We start from the raw sequence: 19,176 nt of genomic DNA on the forward strand, positions 1-19,176 counted from the left end.
CCTCTTTCTTCTTCAATTGCTGGTGCAAAGATACTATAAAATTCGAGGAAGCGCAAGCCATGTGCTAAAGGGAGAAGCTAGCGTTGTAGTTCCAGCCAACCCTTGTACTTAGTGCCGTCGGCCATGTACAGCAGATAGTAGTAAACGCCGGCTGGCTGCTTACCTCCATCCCAGTTATTTTGATAAGCGCTAGATTCATATACTTGGTTCCCCCAACGTGAGAAAATCTGGAGCCGGCGCGGGCAAGCCATTGAAGCTACGAAGAAGTCGTTGAGCCCGTCGCCATTCGGCGTGATAATATTAGGGGGTAGGCGGAATGGCTTTACCTCTATAAGAGCTAGGTCGGCCTGAGTGCTACACTTGTTATTATTGAAGGCGAGCATGACGTGCGGCTGATAGCGGCCAGCACTCGTATAGGTGTGGTCTACCTCGGCACCAGTTGCTTGGGTACCGTCACCAAAGTCCCAGACGGCTCCAGCCGCCACGCCGCCGAAATGGACACGCAAAGGAGCCTCTCGATCTTCGCGGCAGAGGGCCGGCGCCCAGGCTGGCACGAAGGTCGGCACTGGAGCAACGCTGACTTTGCGGGTGATGGTGCCCGTGCAAGGCCCATTGGCGTAGGTGTAAACAGCCGTTATGGAGCCTGAGAAACCAGGAGGCGGGGTGAAGCGTCCAGTGGCAGAAATGCCCGGACCGCTCCAGGTACCGCCGCTAGGGCTAGCGCGCAGCTGGATAGGCTGGGTGCTGCCCGGGCATAGTAGCGTATCGGGTTGAGCTATAGGTGCTGGGAGAGCCTGTACCGTTATCTGAATAGCACCGCTTGTGCTGCAATAGCCATTAGAATACGAGCTATAGGCGAGCGTGTGCGTGCCTGCCCCAGCGGCTGATGGCTGAAACCGATAACCAGCCGGATAGACGTTGGAGTACGACACGCCCCGGCCTGACCAGTAAGCATTGGCAGGCAAAGACACCATTGTAGTATTGCTTACGCAATAAGCCGGATAACTAGGAATGGTAATAGCCGGGCTAGGGTTGACGGTAACCTGGAGTGTGCTGGTAGCTGCGCAGGTACCGCTCGCATCGGGTACAGCGTACGTTAGTTGCTGAGTGCCAACCAAGGCATCGGTCGGGGTGAAGAAGAAGCCGCTGGCTGCGGAGCCGCTAACGCCAGGACCGCTCCACGAGCCACCAGCGGGTGTTCCCGTCAAGCGGGTTGGGGCAGAAGCAGAACAAGTAGTGAACCCATAGCCCGCGTCGGCTCGGGTAACTGTTAGCTGCTGAGTAGCGCGCGCCTGACAACCGTTTTGGGAATAGGTGTAAGCTAGGGTGTATGTGCCAGCAGAAAGAGAATTAGGATAAAATTGATTGCCCGTGACGCCGGGCCCACTAAACTGTCCGCCGGCTGGTGTGGCTGCTAGCGTTACGACGGGGGCCACTGTGCCGGGGCTCAGGCAGAATGCGGTTTGTGAAAGCGGATTAAACGAGGCCGTTATTGTTGGCGTAACGGTAAGGCGGGTCGTGGACGTGCCGCCACAGCTTCCGACGCCCGTGAGTGTATACGTGAGCAGGTACTCACCTAGGCCTACGGCGCTGGGTGTAAAAACGAACCCACTGGCCACTGAGCCACTCACGCCTGGCCCGCTCCAGGTACCGCCCGCTGGGCTGCCGTGGAGTGGATAGGTACCTAGGTTGACGCACACTTGCTGGGCGGGGCCAGCAGTAACGGTGTACGTTTCAAAGTTAAACTTAAAGGCTGCGTTGTTGCAGTTGCTGTAACCAGAACGGGTGGAGAAAGTACCAGCGCCGGGCGGAATGGGGAAGGAGTAGCCGTCGCCGCAGGCGCATACCGATTGGTACACGGCGCCGCGCGGATCGAAGCGGGAGGTGCCGCCATCGACGTGGTCGGCGCCGCTGCCTTCCCCAAAGAACGTGGCGTAGTCGAGGGCCGTGGCGTTGGCTGACAGCTGCATAAGGTAGAAGTCGTTGCCATCGGTCGTCGGCTTAAGCGCATTGGACGTAACGGGTAGGCCCGTGGTGGTACCATTGCCGTAGCTGCCGCCGTTGGAGGTGCCTCCCCAGCCGCTTAGGTAAATGCGGTTGCACTGGTCAACCAGAAAGGCAGTGGGCGAGATATTTGGCACGGTGCCCCCACTGCCAATGACCGTCGAAAAAAGAGTGCTACCTAGGTCGGGCGTGAGCTTGTGAATAAAGATCCGCCCGTTGGTATTTTGGTAGTGGCCCGCCGTAACCGGGTATTGGCCGGTTGTTTGGCCGAGTGCATACACATTGCCTTCTACATCTAGCTGAATGAAAAAGGCTTGCTCGTAGGCAGCGGTGCCTAGGTAAGTGCTGTGCTGCAAGGTGGTGCCATCGTTGCTGATGCGCGCAATAAAACCATCTTCATTTCCTAGATAACTCGGTTGTAAGGCAGACGCTACCGTGGGGAAGTTGGCGCTCTTGGTGCCCCCAGCCACGTATAGGTTATTAGCCGCATCTAGCTGCAATGAATACGCGCCATCGGTGCTGGTACCACCTAGAAAATTGCTCCACATGAGCTGATCTAAGCTAGGGCTGAGTTTACAAACCACTGCATCGGTAGCGCCCCCTTTAAAGGAAGTGCTAAACCCACGGGGCGCAGGAAAGTCGGCCGAGGCGGTGCAGGAAGCCACGTAAACGTTGCCCGCAGCGTCCAGTAGAACGTCGCCCCGGAAGGCGTCGCCATAGTTGCGGGTAAGGCGGTCCGTGGCGCTGGGGTCTAGCAGACCGTCATTGCTGCTACCACCTAGGTAAGTAGAACCTAGCAATTGGCTGCCGTCGGCGCTCAAGCGCGTTACCACAATGTCGGAACCGTTCAGCAGGTAGCTGCCGAGCCCGTAGGGCGCAATACGCGAGCCGCCTCCAAAAGTCCGGTCGTAGGCGTTGTTGGTGGTTGGGTAATTCGACGAGGACGTAGAGCCAAGCAGCACCAATTCATTTTGCGCGTTCACGACGAGGCTGTGGGGAAAGTCGCCGTTATTACCGCCAATATAGGTTGCCCATACTCGGGACGCTGCGCCGGTAGTGGCCGTGTTATACTTGATAAGAGCAATATCAACTAGCCCGGCGTACGCGATTTGGTAAGCACCTAGCGTCACAGGGTAGCCTACCCCGAAGCTAATGCCGCCCGAGTACAGGTTGCCTTGCGCATCGTAGGTGGCGGTGAAGCCCCAGTTGTCGGAAGTAGCGCCCGTATACGACGAGTAAACCACCGTTGGGTCGATGGTAAGCGGCCGTTGCGGATCGTAGGCACCTAGTTGAAAGCTTACTTCGTTGCCGCGCAGCACGTAGTGGCAGGCCACGGCCTGCCGTCGGCCTGCTGCGTCGAGTTGCCAGGCTTGCGGAGCTAGCTCCGAGAAAGTGCCCAGCGACGTCCGGATTTGCAAAGAGCCATCGGGTTGCAACGCCATGGCATCGCCACCTTCGTAGCGCAAGCGGATTAAGCTAGGGTCGGCGGCGGGGGCTAGCTCAAAATCGTACTCCAGCTTCTGGTCTTGGTTCTCATATAGCCGAGCCCCAATGCCGGGCCACAATGTAGTGTAGTGCAGATGGCGGAAGCCACGCACATGGTGGGTCCATTGCTGAGCGTTGCTGCCACGAAAGTAGTTGCGCACTTCCTTGGTTTGCTCTGTTGACGTAAGGGCCACTTGGTCGGATGCGCCCACGAAACGCATGCGAAGCGCGTGGGCGCGTAGCTGATCGGAGCTAGGTGCGTTGGCTAGTTGAGCGGCAGTGCGGTGATGGTTGAGCGAAGTAGCGTCAAGCCAAGCATAGGTTAGGCCATCGGTTTCCACAAAAAGCCGACCTGCTGGAAGCTCGGCTACGTAGCGGGCCGGCGCTTCCCATTGCCCTTTATTTTCGACAAATTCCAGACTTTGCTGCGGCGACGGGGATGCCAACGCCGTGGTAGCAATACTCCAAAAAATAAATAGTGAGTAGAGGTTTCTCCAATAACGCATGAAAAGGACTAGCTATAGAACAGGTGCTGTTCTCCGCAAAGACCTTTCCGTTTAATTGCGTTTTACCTCTAGCCAGCCCTTCACCGCTCGTCCTTCTGTATCGCGCAAATGATAGTAATACACGCCATCGGCTAGGTCGCCGCCGTGCCAGTCGTTGCGGTAGTTGTCGGTTTCGTACACCTTACTTCCCCAGCGCGTGAAGATGCGCAGCGTAGCTGGCTGGCAGCTAAAACGTGGAATGAATAGCTCGTTTTTGCCGTCGTTGTTGGGCGTGATGATGTTTGGCACAAACACATCTCCCACCTCCACCGGCGCGAAGCGCGTTTCTACCTGACAATTAGCGTAGCGTGCGGTGAGTTTCACCTGGTAAGTACCCGGCTTTTCGTAACGGTGCAAGGGTGCTTCTTCCGTCGAAGTGGTTTGGTCCCCGAAATCCCACTCGTAGGTGCCGCCCGTTAGCACAGGTGCGAATTGGCAGTTAAAAGGAGCTAGGCCCGTATACTGGGGAGCTGCCTCGCAAACAGGTATATCGAGCGGAACATTGCTGCTAGAAGTGGGCGCAATCACTATTTTGCGAGTGGCGGCTACGGCGCAGCCGTTCTGGGTAATGGTATAGCTCAGCGTAAAGATGCCGCCTCTATTATTCGTGTTGGGTGGCGTAAACATACCATCAGCCGTTATGCCCGTACCGCTCCAAGTGCCGCCGGCGGGGCTAGCACGCAGCATACGAAACGCGCGGGTCTGGTCGGCGCATAAGGTGGTGTCGCGCCCAACTTGCACAGTAGGCGGTGCGCTGACGGTAATCGTCTGCGTAATGCTCCCGCAGGCTACTGAGTCGGGTAGGGTATAGCGAATCAGGTGCGTGCCCACACCGGCTTGCGCAGGGTTGAAGGTGTTGCCGCTCATGCCCGGGCCGCTGTACGTTCCGCCTGCCGGACTAGCAGTGAGGGTAATTGGCTTGGCGTCGCGGCAAATAGGGGGCACACTGGGTACCGTTGGCGCAACGACCGGTACCACGGTCATTCGTAGCGTTCGGGTGCTAAAGCAGATGCCCGCGGTAGCTACTACATACGTGAGTGTATTGCGCCCAAGCAGCGACGAGGAAGGCGTGAACTGATAGCCACCACCCGGAATGGCTGACACCCCAGGCCCACTCCAAACGCCTCCCGCCGGACTGCCACCTAGGCGGATCGGGCCGGCATCGGTGCAAACGAAACGGCTCGGGCCAGGATCGGCGGTGAGCGCCCCAAAGTCAACCTTGAAAGAGGCGTTGTTGCAGTTTAAGGAGTTGTTGTCGCGCGTGTAGGTGTTGGCGCCTGGGGGCACCGGGAAACCTGATATGCCACCGCAGCCGCCACACACCGCCTGGTACACCACACCCCGTTTGTCGAAGCGCGACGTGCCACCGTCGACGTGTTCCTGCACGCCCGCTTGGCCGTAGAAAGTTCCGTACTCCAAATCCCGCATACCCGGTGTAAACTCTGCCAGATAGAAGTCGGAGCCATCTGTGGTTCGCTGAATGGCGTCGGGCGTAATCGGCAATCTGGTGGTGCTGCCACGGTCGTAATTGATTCCGCCGCCCCAGCCGCTGATATACACCCGTTCGCAGTCGTCGACCAAAAAGGCCGTGAGGGCTAGGTCGAGGGTGGTGCTGCCACTGCCGAAGGTAGTCGAATACAGACTCTTGGACAGCGTATTATCAAGTTTCTGCACAAACTGTCGGCCTCCCGCAACCGAATATAAGCCTGTTGTAACAGGAAAAGCACCTTTTGATTGGCCGAGCAAGTACACATCATAGCTACCATCCAACTGCAGGAAGTACGCTTGATCGTAGGCGCTGGTGCCAATGTAAGTGCCTCGCTGCAACACGTTGCCCGCGCTACTTAGGCAGGCTACAAAACCATCGATGCCGCCTTGCGCAGTAGGGTGCAAGCTGCCGCTGGTGGTAGGAAAGTTGGAGCTGTTCGTGCCACCGCACACGTAAACGTTGCGGCTGGCATCCAGCTGAATGGAGTAGGCACCGTCGTAGCCGGAGCCACCTAGGTAGGTGCCCCAAATGAGCTGCTGTAAGTCAGGCGAAAGCTTGCAGACGACGGCATCGGACCCTCCGCCTTGGTAGCTGGTACGGAAGCCATTGCTGGTGGGAAAGTTGCTACTCGTGGTAGTAGAAGCTAGGTAGATGTTGCCCTCATCGTCCGTAATGACATCGCCGCGAAACTCGTCGCCGTAGTTGTAGGCCGCGAGGGGCGAGCTGATGTGGAGGCCATCGGTGCCGTTGCCTCCGAGCAGGGTAGCACCCGTCAAGTTCGAGCCGTTGGCGCTGAGTTTGGCCACAAACATATCGGCCCCTTTTGGGTAGTTAGGCGTCGCATCAGGCTCACGAATAGGTGCTGGAAAGGGACGCACCGCCGGCCCGCCATTGAACGAACGATCATACGCATTGCGCGTGGTCGGGAAATTGTCGGAGCCTGTCGAGCCAAAAATAACCAGCTCTCCTTGCTTATTCACCACCAAGCTATGAGGCGCGTCAGCTTGATTACCACCTAGGTAGGTAGCATATAGGCGGGCTGCCGTACCGCTTACGGTTGTGTTGTATTTGATGATGCTGATATCCTCGTTGCCGCTGAAGCTGGTATCATACGCCCCATTGGTGGTAGGAAAGCCCATGCTGAACACAATGCCCCCCGAGTAGAGGTTGCCCTGGGCATCGTAAGTGGCCGTATAGCCCCAGTTGTCGGCCCTGGAGCCGGTGCTGGTCGAGAAGACCACCGTCGGGTCGATGACAAGAGGGTACTTCGCGTTGTACCTGCCTAGCTTGAAGCTCAGTACGTTCTCCTTCAATACAAAAGCGCACGACACGGGCACGCGTTTTTCGCCAATCCGTTGCCAGGCTTGGGGAGCCTGCTCCTGCACCTTGCCCACCGACGTTTGAATAAGTAGGTTGCCATTTTGCAGCTTGAGGCGGTCTGCACCCTGGTAGCGCAGACGGATGTCGCTGGGCCGAGCGCCGGGCGCTACCGTGAAGTCATATTCGAGGTGCTGTTGCTCATTCTCGTAAAGGTGCACGCCAATGCCCGCGTACACATCGGCGTAGCTGACTGTACGAAACCCCCTAACCTCGGAAGCCCACTTACTCGGATCTGCGTCCAGAAAGTAGTTGCGCCGCTCGGTGGTGGCCTCATTGCCGCGTAGGCTCGTATTGGGGCTCGCTCCTTCAAACGTAACCGAGTAGGCGTGGGCCCGCAGCATACCCGTGCTTTGTTTTGACTGCGCCTGGGTGTTGTTGTGGTCGTGCAACGCCTGCGCATCTACGAGGGCGTACGTGAAACCAGCTTCCCCCAAAAAGAGGCGGCCTGCGGGCAGCTCGGCCACGTAGCGGGCGCGGGCGTCCCATTGGCCCTTGTTCTCCACAAATTCCAGGGTGCGGTTGTCCGAAGCCAGTTTGGCAGGCTGCGCTACCGCCGGCAGGAGCACGGTACTACTCAGAATCAATAAGATAAAGCCACGAAGAGTAGAAAGAAACATAGGCGAAACCAGATAAAAGCTAGGTATTTAGTGTGCAAGATACAACGCAAAGAGAGGTGCTCAGCGTATGCTAAGTGCTGGTGCTAGGATGCTTTCCGGCTGCAACGCCTACCTTTGTTCAAGGCTATTTTTCTTTTGGCGGTGCGTCGTTCGTTTGCGTTTACCTGTACTGTACTTGTGGTGCTGTGGCTAGTGCTAGCCATTGCCTGCGTGCAGATTCCGCCGCATACCTTCTGGCCTGCTGCTTTCGGTGCTCTCACGTTGCCCGTAGCGCTAGCCTTGAACCTAGCTTTCCTGGCTTACTGGCTGCTCCGACGCTGGGTGGTAGCGCTATTGCCGTTGGTGGTGACGGTGCTCACGTGGCCGCACTTGCAGCGAGGCCTAGCGTTGCATCCGTGGCGCAACGTGGAAGCTACCAGCACGCCCGACCGTCAGGTGCGGGTGCTAAGTGCCAACGTACGCATCTTCAATGTGTACCCGCAGCTGCGCGACCCTGACCTAGGTTCGTCGCGTAAGTTTGTGCAGTGGCTGGCCGAAAGTCCCGCCGACATTATTTGCTTGCAGGAGTTCTACAATGAGCCCCGCAGTGCGCGCAGCCGCGACGGCAACGTGTTTCGTACGGAGCAGCAGATCGGGCGCGATGCCAAGCGCCATGCCTTTGTGTCGAAGAGCCTCACCAATAGCGCTGGCGCCGAGTTCGGCATTGCTATCTTCTCGCGCTATCCTATCCTGCGGCGTGGCACGATTTCCTTCGGCAAGCTGACGCAGAACCACGCCATGTTTGCCGACCTGCGTCTGCCCAGCGGCGACACCATTCGGGTGTACAACTTTCACCTGCAAAGCATGAGCATGGAGGAAAAAGACATCGTGCAGAGCTACTCTAGCAAGGCGGGCTTCGAGCAAAAAAGCCGGGGTTTGCTACGCCGTTTTAAGCGTGGCATGATGGCGCGCAGCGTGCAAATCGATACGCTCGTTCGCCGCTTCGAGCAGTGCCGCTACCCCATGCTGCTCTGTGCCGACCTTAACGACTTGCCCTACAGCTACAGCTACGACCAGCTAGCCGACCACTTCCAGAATGCCTGGGCTACGGTAGGCACTGGCATTGGTAGCACTTACAACGGCCGGCTCCCTTTCCTGCGCATCGACAATCAATTTGCGAGCCGGCGCTGGACAGTTGAGGATTTCCAGGTGCATTACGAAATCCCGTACTCCGACCACTTCCCTACTACGGCCACTTACGATCTAAAAGCGAAGAACGAAGCCGATTAAAGAACTCAGCAGGCTGAACTCACCAGAGTAGCTTATACCATGGCTAAATAGGAGCTAGCTCAAGATAATTTTAATACCTGATTCCAAACGCTTGTACTGGTGGTTGAACTTTATATACTGGCCGGCTTAGCTTTTGTGCCGCAGGTACTGCTGCGAAGACTTTGTTGCCGTTATTAACGGATAGTTTGTCCAGCTTTCTATTACAAAATAGCTTGGTACAAAACTTTCTGGGGTACTAAATAGATGAATGGTACGCATCTCGATTTTGCGCCGGAAGGCCCATCAAATATTTCTACTTTTGCCGAATGCAGCACGCGCTTTCGCTTTATAATACCCTGACTCGCCGCAAGGAGGCGTTTGAACCGCTTCACTCGCCATTCGTGGGAGTCTACCTCTGCGGTCCGACTGTGTACAACGACGCCCACCTGGGCAATGCCCGTGGTCCGGTCGTGTTCGACGTGCTGGTGCGCTACTTGCGCCACCTAGGCTATACCGTGCGCTACGTGCGCAACATCACCGACGTCGGCCACTTGGAAAACGACGCCGATGAAGGCGAAGACAAAATCTCGAAGCGGGCCCGCGCCGCTCAGCTAGAGCCCATGCAGGTGGCCGAGTATTACGCCAACCGCTACCACAACCACATGGAAGCGCTGGGCTGCTTGCCACCCGATATTGAGCCCCGCGCCAGCGGCCACATCACCGAGCAGATCGGCATGATCGAAGAGATTATTGCCAACGGCTTTGCTTACGAAGCCAATGGTTCGGTGTACTTCGATGTGCCGCGCTACAACGAGCAGCACAGCTACGGCAAGCTATCCAATCGGAACATTGAAGAGCTGCTCGCCGGTACCCGCGACAACCTAGCCGGTCAGGATGAAAAACGCTCGCCGCTGGACTTCGCGCTCTGGAAAAAAGCCTCGGAGTCGCACCTGATGCGCTGGCCTTCGCCGTGGAGCGAGGGCTTCCCCGGCTGGCACCTCGAGTGCTCGGCCATGAGCCGCAAGTACCTAGGTCAGACCTTCGACATTCACGGTGGTGGCCTCGACCTCATGTTTCCACACCACGAGTGCGAAATTGCGCAGAGCCAAGCCAGCCATAGTCATTCCGACGAAGCCCGCGTATGGATGCATAACAACATGATTACGGTGAACGGGCAGAAGATGAGCAAGTCGCTCGGCAACTTCATCACCTTCAACGACCTGTTCAAAGGCGGCGCGGCGGCCCTCTCGCAGCCCTACTCGCCCATGACGGTGCGCTTCTTTCTGCTGCAAGCCCAGTACCGCAGCCCCATCGACGTGAGCGATGACGCCTTGCAAGCGGCTCGTAAAGGCTACCGCAAGCTTATGAACGGCCTGCGCTTACTCGACAAGCTCCAACTGCCCGAAGGCACCGAGCGCGCCGCCGATACCGAGAAGACCGACGCCGAGCTGCGTAAGCTTGTCGCCGATTGCTTTGCCGGCTTGAACGACGACCTGAACACAGCCCGTGCGGTAGCTAGCCTCTTCAACTTGCTGCGCAAGTTCAACGGCTTCGGCGCAAACCTAGCTACGCTGGCTAATGTCAGTGAGGCTGCTTTGGCAGAAGCTATCGGGGCTTACCGTTCCCTAGTGACCGACATTCTGGGGTTAGTAGATGAGCCGCGCGCCAATGCCGAAGATTTACTGAGCCTCACACTCGCCTTCTACCAAGAGGCCAAAGCCACTAAGTCCTACGACAAAGTCGACCAAATTCGGGCGGCACTGAAGGAGCAAGGTATTGTGGTGAAGGATACGAAGGCGGGCGTTGATTGGGCGTACAGCGAGGAGTAAAAAATATTCACCGGAACTTTAGAACGTCATGCTAGCTTGCGCAGGCATGACGTTCTTTTCTTAACCATCTATGAGCAAATCGTCTTGGCTAGCCCCCGCGCTGGCTCTTCTGCTGCTAGCCACCGGCTGTAACCGCGACAAACCCGCCACCACCGACACGGTAGATACGGAGGAAGCGAAAGTGCCCGCCGCTCCAGGCTTCAACGCTGATTCGGCCTACGCCTACACCGCCAAGCAAGTCGCCTTCGGACCCCGCGTGCCCAACTCCAAGGCCCACATAGCCACCGGCGACTGGATTGTGCAGAAGTTTAAGACCCTAGGTCTGACGGTGAAAGAGCAGCCCTTCGAGGCTATGGCGTTTGATGGCAAGATGCTGCGCTCCCGCAACATTATTGCGCAGTTTCAGCCCGAAGCGGCCCGCCGCGTGGCCGTCTTCACGCACTGGGACACGCGCCCTTTCGCCGACAAAGATGATCAGCACAAGAATGCACCTCTCGACGGTGCCAGCGACGGCGCCAGCGGCGTAGGTATTGCCTTAGAAATGGCTCGTGTGCTGGCCGCCCAGCCGGATAGCAGCAAGCCAAGTGTTGGTATTGACTTTATCCTCTTCGACTCCGAGGACTACGGCTACGACAGCAGCACCCAAGGCGAGCTGAAAAATCAATTGCAAGCGCAGGAAGAACAAGGCAAATCGAGCTGGTGCCTAGGTTCGCAGTACTGGGCGCAGCACCTGCTGCCCGCCAACTACAAGCCCGAGTACGGCATCTTGCTAGATATGGTGGGTGCCAAAAACGCCAAGTTCAGCCGCGAGCAGCTCTCTGTGGAAAAGGCCCGCGACGTTGTGGATAAAACGTGGAATACGGCCGCCCAAATCGGCTACTCCGATTATTTCCTCTTCCAGGATAGCCCCGGCATCACCGACGACCACGTCTTCACGAACCAAGCTGGTGTTCGCACCATCGACATCATCGACCACCTACCCGTTGGGGATGAGTACTTCCCCGCGTATCACCACACCACGCAGGATAACATGAGCATCATCGACAAGCGCACGCTTAAGGCGGTAGGGCAAACGGTGTTGCAGACGATTTATGCCGGATAATATCTAGTAACTCTCTACGTTGAAAACCCTGGCTGCTCGCGCGGTCAGGGTTTTTTGTTGACCTATGTTACCAGCCTAGCTTATGGTGCGCGTCGACGATTTGCGAGTGTCAACCGACGTATTGTCGTTGTTCAACTTCACGCACAATGCCGAAGCGGAAAGAACCCTATTGGCGTTCCTGCAAAAGGTGCCTAGCTTGGTAGAAGCCGTCGTAGAGCGGCAACAGGTGATTAAGGGTTTTCTGGCAAATTGGGACGTGCTGGCCAATTTCTCTTACCAGAAAATCCAGTTTATGGAAGTGCACGCCTTCCTCAACGGAGTGAGTGATGGCCGTATTCCACTTGAAACCAACCAGCTAAAGGCGTCGCTAAAGCTATTGCTTTCTGAGGAAGAGCGGTATGCCATGCGAGCCAAGTACGTGCAAACCTTGCTTTTCCTGCACCGGCTCTGGCAGCATTACTTTGTCGGATTGTCGATGAAGGAGTTTCCGGTGAGCTTTCAACAGCAACTGCTGGTGTTGCTCCGTTTTATGGAGCGGTTTAGCCTAGAGGCAAATGCTACGGCAATCCAGGAGGATAATTTTACGGCTGCCCGAATGGTGCAGTTTGCCCGCGTCTTGCAAGCCATCAGCTTCGCAGAAATGAAGGCGTTTTGGGAGGCGTTTTACGACTTTGAAGTCTATTGGTCGTTGGCGAAAGGAGTACGGAAGCACGAGTTGGTCTTTCCCAACTTTCAGAAGGGTACTTTTCAGTTACAGGAGTTCTACCACCCGTTGATTCAAAACCCAATTAAAAATACGCTGGAGCTACAAGCCGGTGAGAACGTATTTCTGCTAACCGGTCCTAATATGTCGGGCAAGTCGACCTTGCTCAAGGCGGTGGGTTTGTGCGTGTATCTGGCGCATATTGGGCTAGGTGTACCGGCCGTGGCTTGCACGATGCCCTTCTTCAAAACCATTGTCGTTACCATCAATCTCAGCGACAACCTTCAGGATGGGTACAGTCACTTTATGGCTGAAATTCAGAACTTGAAAGCCGTGCTGCTGGCTACCCGTGATACGGACCAAACCTTCGCTATCTTCGACGAACTGTTTCGCGGCACCAACGTGGACGATGCGCTAGCCATTAGCCAGGCTACTATTAGTGGCTTGCAAGCTTTCCCGCAGTCGTTCTTCTTTATCTCAACGCACTTGCTTCAGCTGAAGCAGCAGCGGGAAGCGCAAGCGTTCGTCAAGGAGTATTACATTGACTGCACGTTGAGCGAAGGCATGCCGACTTTCTCCTACAAGCTCCAGCTAGGCTGGTCGGAGTTGAAGATTGGAAAGCTGCTCTTTGAGAAAGAAGGCTTAAATGAGCTACTCAGGACGCGTCAGAACGAATTACGGCGTCACATAAGCTAGGTTAGTACCTGCTGCTCCCACCGTCAGCTGCGCCATACGGCCGCACACCAGCGCCATATTCTGCGGCTCATGACCAACGGGAAAGCCGTACGCTACCGGGAATTTGTACTTGCTAGCGTAAGTTTGAATGATTTCGTAGGACGTTTGACCGAACGGAATCGTGTTGTCGTGCGGGTCAGTGAAGTGGCCCACGATCAAGCCCGCTAGGTTTTGAAGCTTGCCAGTGCGGTCGAGGTGCACCATCATCCGGTCGATGTTGTAGAGGTACTCGTCAATATCTTCTAGGAACAGAATGCGGCCGGCAGTGGAGCAGTCGGAGCGCGTGCTGCTGAGGTTTTGGAGCAAGCTCAAGTTGCCACCTACTAGCTCACCCGTAGCGGTACCTAGGCGATTGAGTGGGTGCGCTGGTGCTGCATAACTTACTTCCTCCCTAAACAATACGCGCCGCAAACTCTCCAACGATTCTTCGCCACCTATTTGGTCGAAAAGCAGCGGCATCACACCATGGATGCTTTCGTGACCTAGGGCTAGCAAGTGGCAGTTGAGCACCGTCACGTCGCTGAAGCCGGCGATCCACTTCGGGTTTTCGGCGAAGCGAGAGAAGTCCAGTTGGTCGATAATACGGGAGGTGCCGTAGCCGCCGCGGGCGCACAAGATAGCCCGAATGTCGGGCGCGTCGAGCATGCGCTGGAAGTCGGCGCGTCGCAACTCATCGCTACCAGCGAACTGGTGGTACTCGGCCGTTACCGTATCACCTAGCACTACTTCCAGCCCCCAACTGGTGAGAATAGAAACCGATGCTGCTACTTCGGCGTGCGACACTTTGCGGGCGGGGCAAACAATGGCAACCCGGTCGCCGGGACGTAAGGAGGGAGGAGTGGTAGGCATAAGAACAGCAATTGAGCCGCAACAAACTTACCGACAATCTGAAAAAGCTAGGACCACTTCAGTCGCTTAGTTTTACTAAGTTGCCGAAGTGGTCCTAGGGATGAAGTCAGTAAGAAGCTAGACTTGAGCTAGCTTTTAAGAATGCGCCAGCTTACGCGCGTAAAAGCGCTCCAGAAAGCGCGTGATTTGTACAGTTTCGATCAAAAAACCATCGTGCCCAAAGTGCGACTCCATTTCCACGTACTGCGCCGTCGGGATATGGCGAGCGAGTAGCTGTTGCTCCGCGGGCGGAAATAGCACATCCGAGGTGATACCAATTACGAGCGTGCGGGCCTGAATATGCCGAAGAGCGGCAGCCAAACCACCACGCCCGCGGCCTACATTGTGCGCGTCCATGGCTCTGGAAAGCGTCACGTACGTGTAGGCGTTGAAGCGGGCGACGAGTTTATCGCCTTGATACTGCTGGTAAGAGCTAGCCCGAAAATGGTCGAGCTTTTCGCCCTCTACTTCGGCTTGCGTAGTGCCATACGCTTCGTAACTGCGGTAGCTCAGGAGCGCCATGGCACGAGCGGCTTTCAGACCTCGCTGACCGCCTTCCGGCGTCGCTGAGTAGTAGGTCTGGTCGGCTTGAATGGCGAGGCGCTGCGACTCGTTGAAGGCAATGCCCCACGGCGAATGCTGTGCATTGGTAGCAAGCACCACCAAGTTTTCGAATATTGTAGGCTGCTGAATAGCCCACTCTAGCGCCTGTTGTCCACCGAGCGAGCCACCGATCAGCGTGTGAATCTTCGTGAAACCTAGGTGCTGTCGGAGCTGGTCGTGCGCGGCTACCATGTCGCGGATGGTCACCAGCGGAAACACATGATATAGCGGTTCGCTACCCTCCGAAACAGGCGTAAGCGGCCCTGTAGAACCGTAGCACGAACCGATTACGTTAGCACAAATAATGAAATAGTCGGCCGGATCAAACAAGTAGCCTGGACCGAATAAACCGGGCCACCACGCCAATACATCGGCGTTAGCGGTAAGGGCATGGCACACCCAGACCACATTATTCTGGGCCGCATTGAGCGTTCCGTAGGTGTGGTAAGCAACCTGCACAGCTGATAGCGTGGCCCCGCTTTCGAGCTGTAAAGGTGTAGGAAGATTAAAAAGCTGGCTCTCGGTCATTCATCACAAAAACAAAAAAGCTTTTCAATAGTCCAGGTTGAACCGAAACGCTGGCAGATTGTTAACCCACCCCTGAATTGACTTTCGCCAGCGTTGGTTCAACCTGAAACTACTGAAGGATAGCTAGGTTTGGTCCCTCTCAAAAAACCAACTTTACTACCCGCAAACGGCAGCCAAGTGGAAAGACGGGCGCGCACCTCTAAGGCAGCGCGCCCTCCTATGTCTCCTCTTTAGACTTCCAGCGGCTGCGCGTGTTCTACTTCAGGCTGCAACAGAGCGCTTTCTGACTCGTCGGGCGTAGCAGCGTTGGCTACGGCATCGAAAGCGGCCGATAAGTCAGCCTTGATGTCTTCGAAGTGCTCGATACCTACCGACAAGCGTAGGAGGGTGGGCGTTACGCCAGCAGCGTGCTGCTCTTCCTCCGATAGCTGTTGGTGCGTAGTAGCCGAAGGCTGAATGATCAGCGTCTTAGCATCACCTACATTTGCTAGGTGGCTCACCAGCTTCAAATTATCAATGAATTGCGTTGCGGTATCCTTGCTGCCTCTGATGCTGAAGGTCAATACGCCACCGGCACCTTTGGGCAGATACTTTTGCGCCATATTGTAATAAGGGCTGCTTTGCAAGCCGGCGTAGTTTACGCTTTCTACCTGTGGGTGCTGCTCCAGCCAAGTAGCAATTTTCAGGGCATTCTCCACCGTGCGCTCTACGCGGAGCGACAGGGTTTCGAGGCCAATCAGCAACTGCCAAGAGTTGAAGGGACTGATCGAAGGACCTAGGTCACGCAGACCTTCTACCCGGGCCCGAATGATAAAGGCGATGTTGCCGAAGGGGCCATTCTTGCCAAATACGTCGTTGAATACAAGGCCATGGTAGCCTTCGCTCGGCTCCGTAAACTGCGGGAATTTGCCATTACCGAAGTCGTACTTACCGCCATCCACAATCACCCCGCCGATGCTGGTACCGTGACCACCGATCCACTTAGTCGCCGATTCTACAACGATGTGCGCGCCATGCTCCAGGGGACGGAACAAATAGCCACCCGCGCCAAAGGTATTATCAACTACTAGCGGCAGGTCATGCTTTTCGGCAATAGCTGCAATCTTCTCGAAATCTGGAACGCTGAAGCTAGGGTTGCCGATGGTTTCTAGATAAATAGCCTTGGTATTCTCGTCAATTAGCGCCTCAAAGCTCTCAGGCTTATCGCCGTCAGCGAAGCGAGCCTCAACACCTAAGCGCTTGAACGCTACCTTGAACTGGTTGTAAGTACCACCGTACAGGAAAGATGTGCTCACGAAATTGTCGCCAGCTTGCAGAATGTTGTTCAGAGCAATGAACTGCGCCGCTTGACCGGAGCTTACTGCTAACGCAGCTACACCACCCTCCAGCGCGGCTATACGCTGCTCAAACACGTCTGTTGTGGGGTTCATCAGACGGGTGTAGATGTTGCCAAACTCTTTCAGGGCGAAGAGGTTAGCACCATGCTCGGCATTCTTGAATACGTACGAAGTAGTTTGATACAAGGGTACAGCACGAGCACCAGTAGTAGGATCGGGCTGCTGACCAGCGTGAAGTTGAAGGGTCTCGAAGTGGAGGTTTTGCGTTGACATGATTGAGAGAAGTATTGAAGAGGAGGTTTTTGAAGACAATTAGAAAAGTGCAACTCAGAGTGCACAAATGCCCCGCTGTGGGCTGCTCCAAAGCCAAAACAAGCGTTGGCGGAGCAGAGTGACCTAAGTAGCCGCGCGCAGAAGGCGTTAGCAGCAATACAGTTAGGGGAGAAGCGGGGGAAAGCTAGGGCGTAGCCTAGCTACAACACGCGCCACAAGTGCGCATTCGCATTCGCATGACTGCTGGGCTAGAAAGCAAAGCGCAGGAGCAGTCGGTGGCCGAAGCCAGAGCGTACAGGTTCATCGGCGAGCCGGGGCATACGTTAGCAGCGGCGGCAGATGATGGGTAGTAAGTGGTAAGCGAGGAGTTTTTCATGGTACTCAACTTATATTTCCCACTTTAATTTTGAGTGGGCAGGAATTGGCACCTTTCGATGATCGATGGTTGCCAGCGGGTCTTCGAGCCTAATCTCTCGCCGCTTCTGTATAAATCTTAAGAAAACTACTCCGTCTCTAACGGAGGAGTACCTGTTTGGTGAAGGCAAATGTACAGCTGGTTTTCAATAATGCAAGCGAACGAGAAAAAAATGTTGATTTTTTCTCGGCGATATGCTTAGTTGGAAATCAGCAGAAATAGCTTGGGTCAACAAAAAAAGACGCCGCACCAAAATGGTACGGCGTCTTTCTACCTTTTTGCGCAAAAAAGGCATGAACTAGAGTTGGGGGAGTGTAAGCACTTGGCCTACCTCGATATGATCAGGGTTAGCGCCGATGATAGCCTTGTTCGCATCATAAATCTGATGCCATTTGCTAGCGTCGCCGTAATGGTTTTTAGCAATTTTCGAGAGAGAATCGCCGCTTACAATAGTGTAAGAGGTGCCTTGAGCGGCGGTAGTCGTAGCTGGTTGAGCCGCGTTGCCGAAGAAATCTGTGGCGCCGGCTGCAGGCTTCTCAGCTGGCTGAACTGGCTTCTCTTCGCCTTTGTTCAAAAAATCAAATAGTCCCATGGTGTAGGCCGGTTTAGGGTAAGGGGAAAGGCAGCTGGACTGTAATAGAGCCAGTTATAGCCTTGTTGGGGAATATTACGCGAGCCTAGCAATTAAGTTGCTGCAAGATAAACGGCTGAGGACCATCATTAACCCTAGGCGGTCTTCATCGTATGAAGCCCATCTGCGTAGCTGTTTGCAACTGGCAGTTGCGTGTCATTTGTACCCTTTTCTCTCTCCCTAACTTTATCCCCTAATCCGCATGAAAACCATGTCATCTCCCTTGCGCTACTTAGCTAGCCTGCTGATGCTCGTATCGCTGTTTACTTTTAGCTGTAAGCAGGAAAACAAAGTAGGCGAAACCAACCTGCTCTACGGTACTGAAAGCAAAGTTTGGAAAACCGACAAGGAAACGAATGCCACTGGCGAAAAGGTGGATCAAACCAGCGCCGATAAGAAGACAGAGCTGCGTTTCTACGCCAACGGCAACTTCAACATGACCTCGCCTGCGCAGTCGATGCAAGGCAAGTACACCTTCGACCAGGCTGGTAAGAAAATCACGCTGACTCCTGATGGTGCACCGAACTCACTGGCTTTCGACGTGGTAAACCTAACCAAAGACGAAATCACGCTGAAAGCTCCTGACGGTTCGCAAATGATGCTCGAAGCCGACTAAGCTAGCGCCGCACCGCCAAATTTTGAACAACAGCAAAAAAGCCTTCTTGCAGCATGCAGGAAGGCTTTTTTGTGCTCATGGCTGTGGCTGAGCTAGCCTAGGTAATTACCGCTTCAGCTCAAACGATGCCGATTTAGGCCAGTTGAATTAAAACCTACCTAGCCCTCGACAACGGCATGAAGCGCGAAGATTCGGTGCAGGACATCGGCAAGCTGCTCGACTGGATTGCCACCCAGCCAGACCTCGACCCTAGCCGCGTGGCCGTGTATGGCGGCAGCTATGGCGGCTACATGGTGCTGGCCTGTATGACGCATTTCAACGACCGGCTCCGCGCCGGCATCGATGTCGTAGGCATTTCCAACTTCGTCACTTTTTGCAAAACACGTCGCCCTACCGCCAAGACTTGCGCCGGGCCGAGTACGGCGATGAACGCCAGCCTGCCATGCGCGCCTTCTTCGAGAAAACGGCTCCGCTCAACAACGTGCAGAAGATTACCAAGCCCATGATGATCGTGCAAGGTCACAACGACCCGCGCGTGCCCTACACCGAAGCCGAGCAGATGCTAGCTGCCCTCAAGAAAAATGGCAACGATGCTTGGTTCATGATGGCCAAAGATGAAGGCCACGGCTTCCGCAAAAAGAGCAACCGTGATTACCAATCGGCGGCTATGTCGGAATTCATTCAGCAATATGTGGTCAGCCCGCCGCTAAAGTAAGCTAGGTGCTGAGCTTCATACAAGAACGTCGTG

The 19,176-nt window shown here is 55.5% G+C and carries 13 protein-coding genes, 1 pseudogene and 1 riboswitch; of the genes and pseudogenes, 8 read left to right on the plus strand and 6 right to left on the minus strand.

All coding sequences use genetic code 11. The features are described from left to right. Window positions 1–77: 77 nt before the first annotated feature. Window positions 78–3,995 carry a gliding motility-associated C-terminal domain-containing protein gene (locus tag SD425_RS03055; RefSeq protein ID WP_324675283.1) on the minus strand — a complete coding sequence of 1,306 codons (3,918 nt, stop codon included), beginning with the start codon at window positions 3,993–3,995 and terminating at the stop codon, window positions 78–80. Window positions 3,996–4,046: 51 nt separating this feature from the next. Further along, window positions 4,047–7,520, minus strand: a complete 3,474-nt coding sequence (locus SD425_RS03060; RefSeq protein WP_324675285.1) for a gliding motility-associated C-terminal domain-containing protein — start codon at window positions 7,518–7,520, stop codon at window positions 4,047–4,049. Between the two features lie 177 nt (window positions 7,521–7,697). On the opposite strand from SD425_RS03060, the gene SD425_RS03065 reads away from it, so the two are divergent. The 4 genes from SD425_RS03065 (at window position 7,698) to SD425_RS03080 (ending at window position 13,098) form a co-directional block, all read left to right on the plus strand. Further along, window positions 7,698–8,789 carry an endonuclease/exonuclease/phosphatase family protein gene (locus SD425_RS03065; RefSeq protein WP_324675287.1) on the plus strand — a complete coding sequence of 364 codons (1,092 nt, stop codon included), beginning with the start codon at window positions 7,698–7,700 and terminating at the stop codon, window positions 8,787–8,789. A 305-nt stretch (window positions 8,790–9,094) separates the two neighbouring features. Then, complete coding sequence (cysS, locus tag SD425_RS03070) at window positions 9,095–10,597, plus strand: cysteine--tRNA ligase (protein ID WP_324675289.1); 1,503 nt, start codon at window positions 9,095–9,097, stop codon at window positions 10,595–10,597. A gap of 70 nt (window positions 10,598–10,667) precedes the next feature. Next, the gene (locus SD425_RS03075; RefSeq protein WP_324675291.1) at window positions 10,668–11,699 is read left to right on the plus strand and encodes a M28 family peptidase; all 1,032 of its coding nucleotides are present in this window, start codon (window positions 10,668–10,670) and stop codon (window positions 11,697–11,699) included. An 82-nt stretch (window positions 11,700–11,781) separates the two neighbouring features. Next, window positions 11,782–13,098, plus strand: coding sequence for a MutS-related protein (locus SD425_RS03080; RefSeq protein WP_324675293.1), 1,317 nt, complete (start codon window positions 11,782–11,784; stop codon window positions 13,096–13,098). Here SD425_RS03080 and SD425_RS03085 read toward each other — a convergent pair. The 3 genes from SD425_RS03085 to SD425_RS03095 all read right to left on the minus strand — a co-directional run bounded on the left by SD425_RS03085 (window position 13,078) and on the right by SD425_RS03095 (window position 16,766). Then, window positions 13,078–13,986, minus strand: a complete 909-nt coding sequence (locus SD425_RS03085) for an LD-carboxypeptidase (RefSeq protein ID WP_324675296.1) — start codon at window positions 13,984–13,986, stop codon at window positions 13,078–13,080. The genes SD425_RS03080 and SD425_RS03085 overlap by 21 nt on opposite strands. Before the next feature lie 135 nt (window positions 13,987–14,121). After that, window positions 14,122–15,156: a homoserine O-acetyltransferase MetX gene (gene metX, locus SD425_RS03090; RefSeq protein ID WP_324675298.1), complete on the minus strand. Its 1,035-nt coding sequence runs from the start codon at window positions 15,154–15,156 to the stop codon at window positions 14,122–14,124. A gap of 230 nt (window positions 15,157–15,386) precedes the next feature. Beyond that, on the minus strand, window positions 15,387–16,766 hold the full coding sequence (locus tag SD425_RS03095; RefSeq protein WP_324675300.1) for an O-acetylhomoserine aminocarboxypropyltransferase/cysteine synthase: 1,380 nt from the start codon (window positions 16,764–16,766) through the stop codon (window positions 15,387–15,389). Between the two features lie 218 nt (window positions 16,767–16,984). Between SD425_RS03095 and SD425_RS03100 the strand changes: the two genes are divergently transcribed. Beyond that, on the plus strand, window positions 16,985–17,116 hold the full coding sequence (locus SD425_RS03100) for a hypothetical protein (RefSeq protein WP_324675302.1): 132 nt from the start codon (window positions 16,985–16,987) through the stop codon (window positions 17,114–17,116). Window positions 17,117–17,149: 33 nt separating this feature from the next. Further along, window positions 17,150–17,259, minus strand: a riboswitch (SAM riboswitch). Window positions 17,260–17,479: 220 nt separating this feature from the next. Here the strand turns inward: SD425_RS03100 and SD425_RS03105 are convergent. Further along, window positions 17,480–17,773 (minus strand): LysM peptidoglycan-binding domain-containing protein, encoded by a 294-nt coding sequence (locus tag SD425_RS03105; RefSeq protein WP_324675304.1) that lies wholly within the window; start codon window positions 17,771–17,773, stop codon window positions 17,480–17,482. Window positions 17,774–18,014: 241 nt separating this feature from the next. On the opposite strand from SD425_RS03105, the gene SD425_RS03110 reads away from it, so the two are divergent. From SD425_RS03110 to SD425_RS03115, 3 genes and pseudogenes are all read left to right on the plus strand, one after another. Next, window positions 18,015–18,428 (plus strand): hypothetical protein, encoded by a 414-nt coding sequence (locus SD425_RS03110; protein ID WP_324675306.1) that lies wholly within the window; start codon window positions 18,015–18,017, stop codon window positions 18,426–18,428. Window positions 18,429–18,604: 176 nt separating this feature from the next. Further along, window positions 18,605–18,751: pseudogene (locus tag SD425_RS29975) on the plus strand (alpha/beta hydrolase family protein); the annotation flags it as partial. Window positions 18,752–18,801: 50 nt separating this feature from the next. Further along, window positions 18,802–19,143: an alpha/beta hydrolase family protein gene (locus tag SD425_RS03115; protein ID WP_324675308.1), complete on the plus strand. Its 342-nt coding sequence runs from the start codon at window positions 18,802–18,804 to the stop codon at window positions 19,141–19,143. Window positions 19,144–19,176: the final 33 nt, after the last annotated feature.

The organism is Hymenobacter sp. GOD-10R, assembly GCF_035609205.1.
In the GTDB taxonomy this organism is placed as follows: Bacteria; Bacteroidota; Bacteroidia; order Cytophagales; family Hymenobacteraceae; genus Hymenobacter.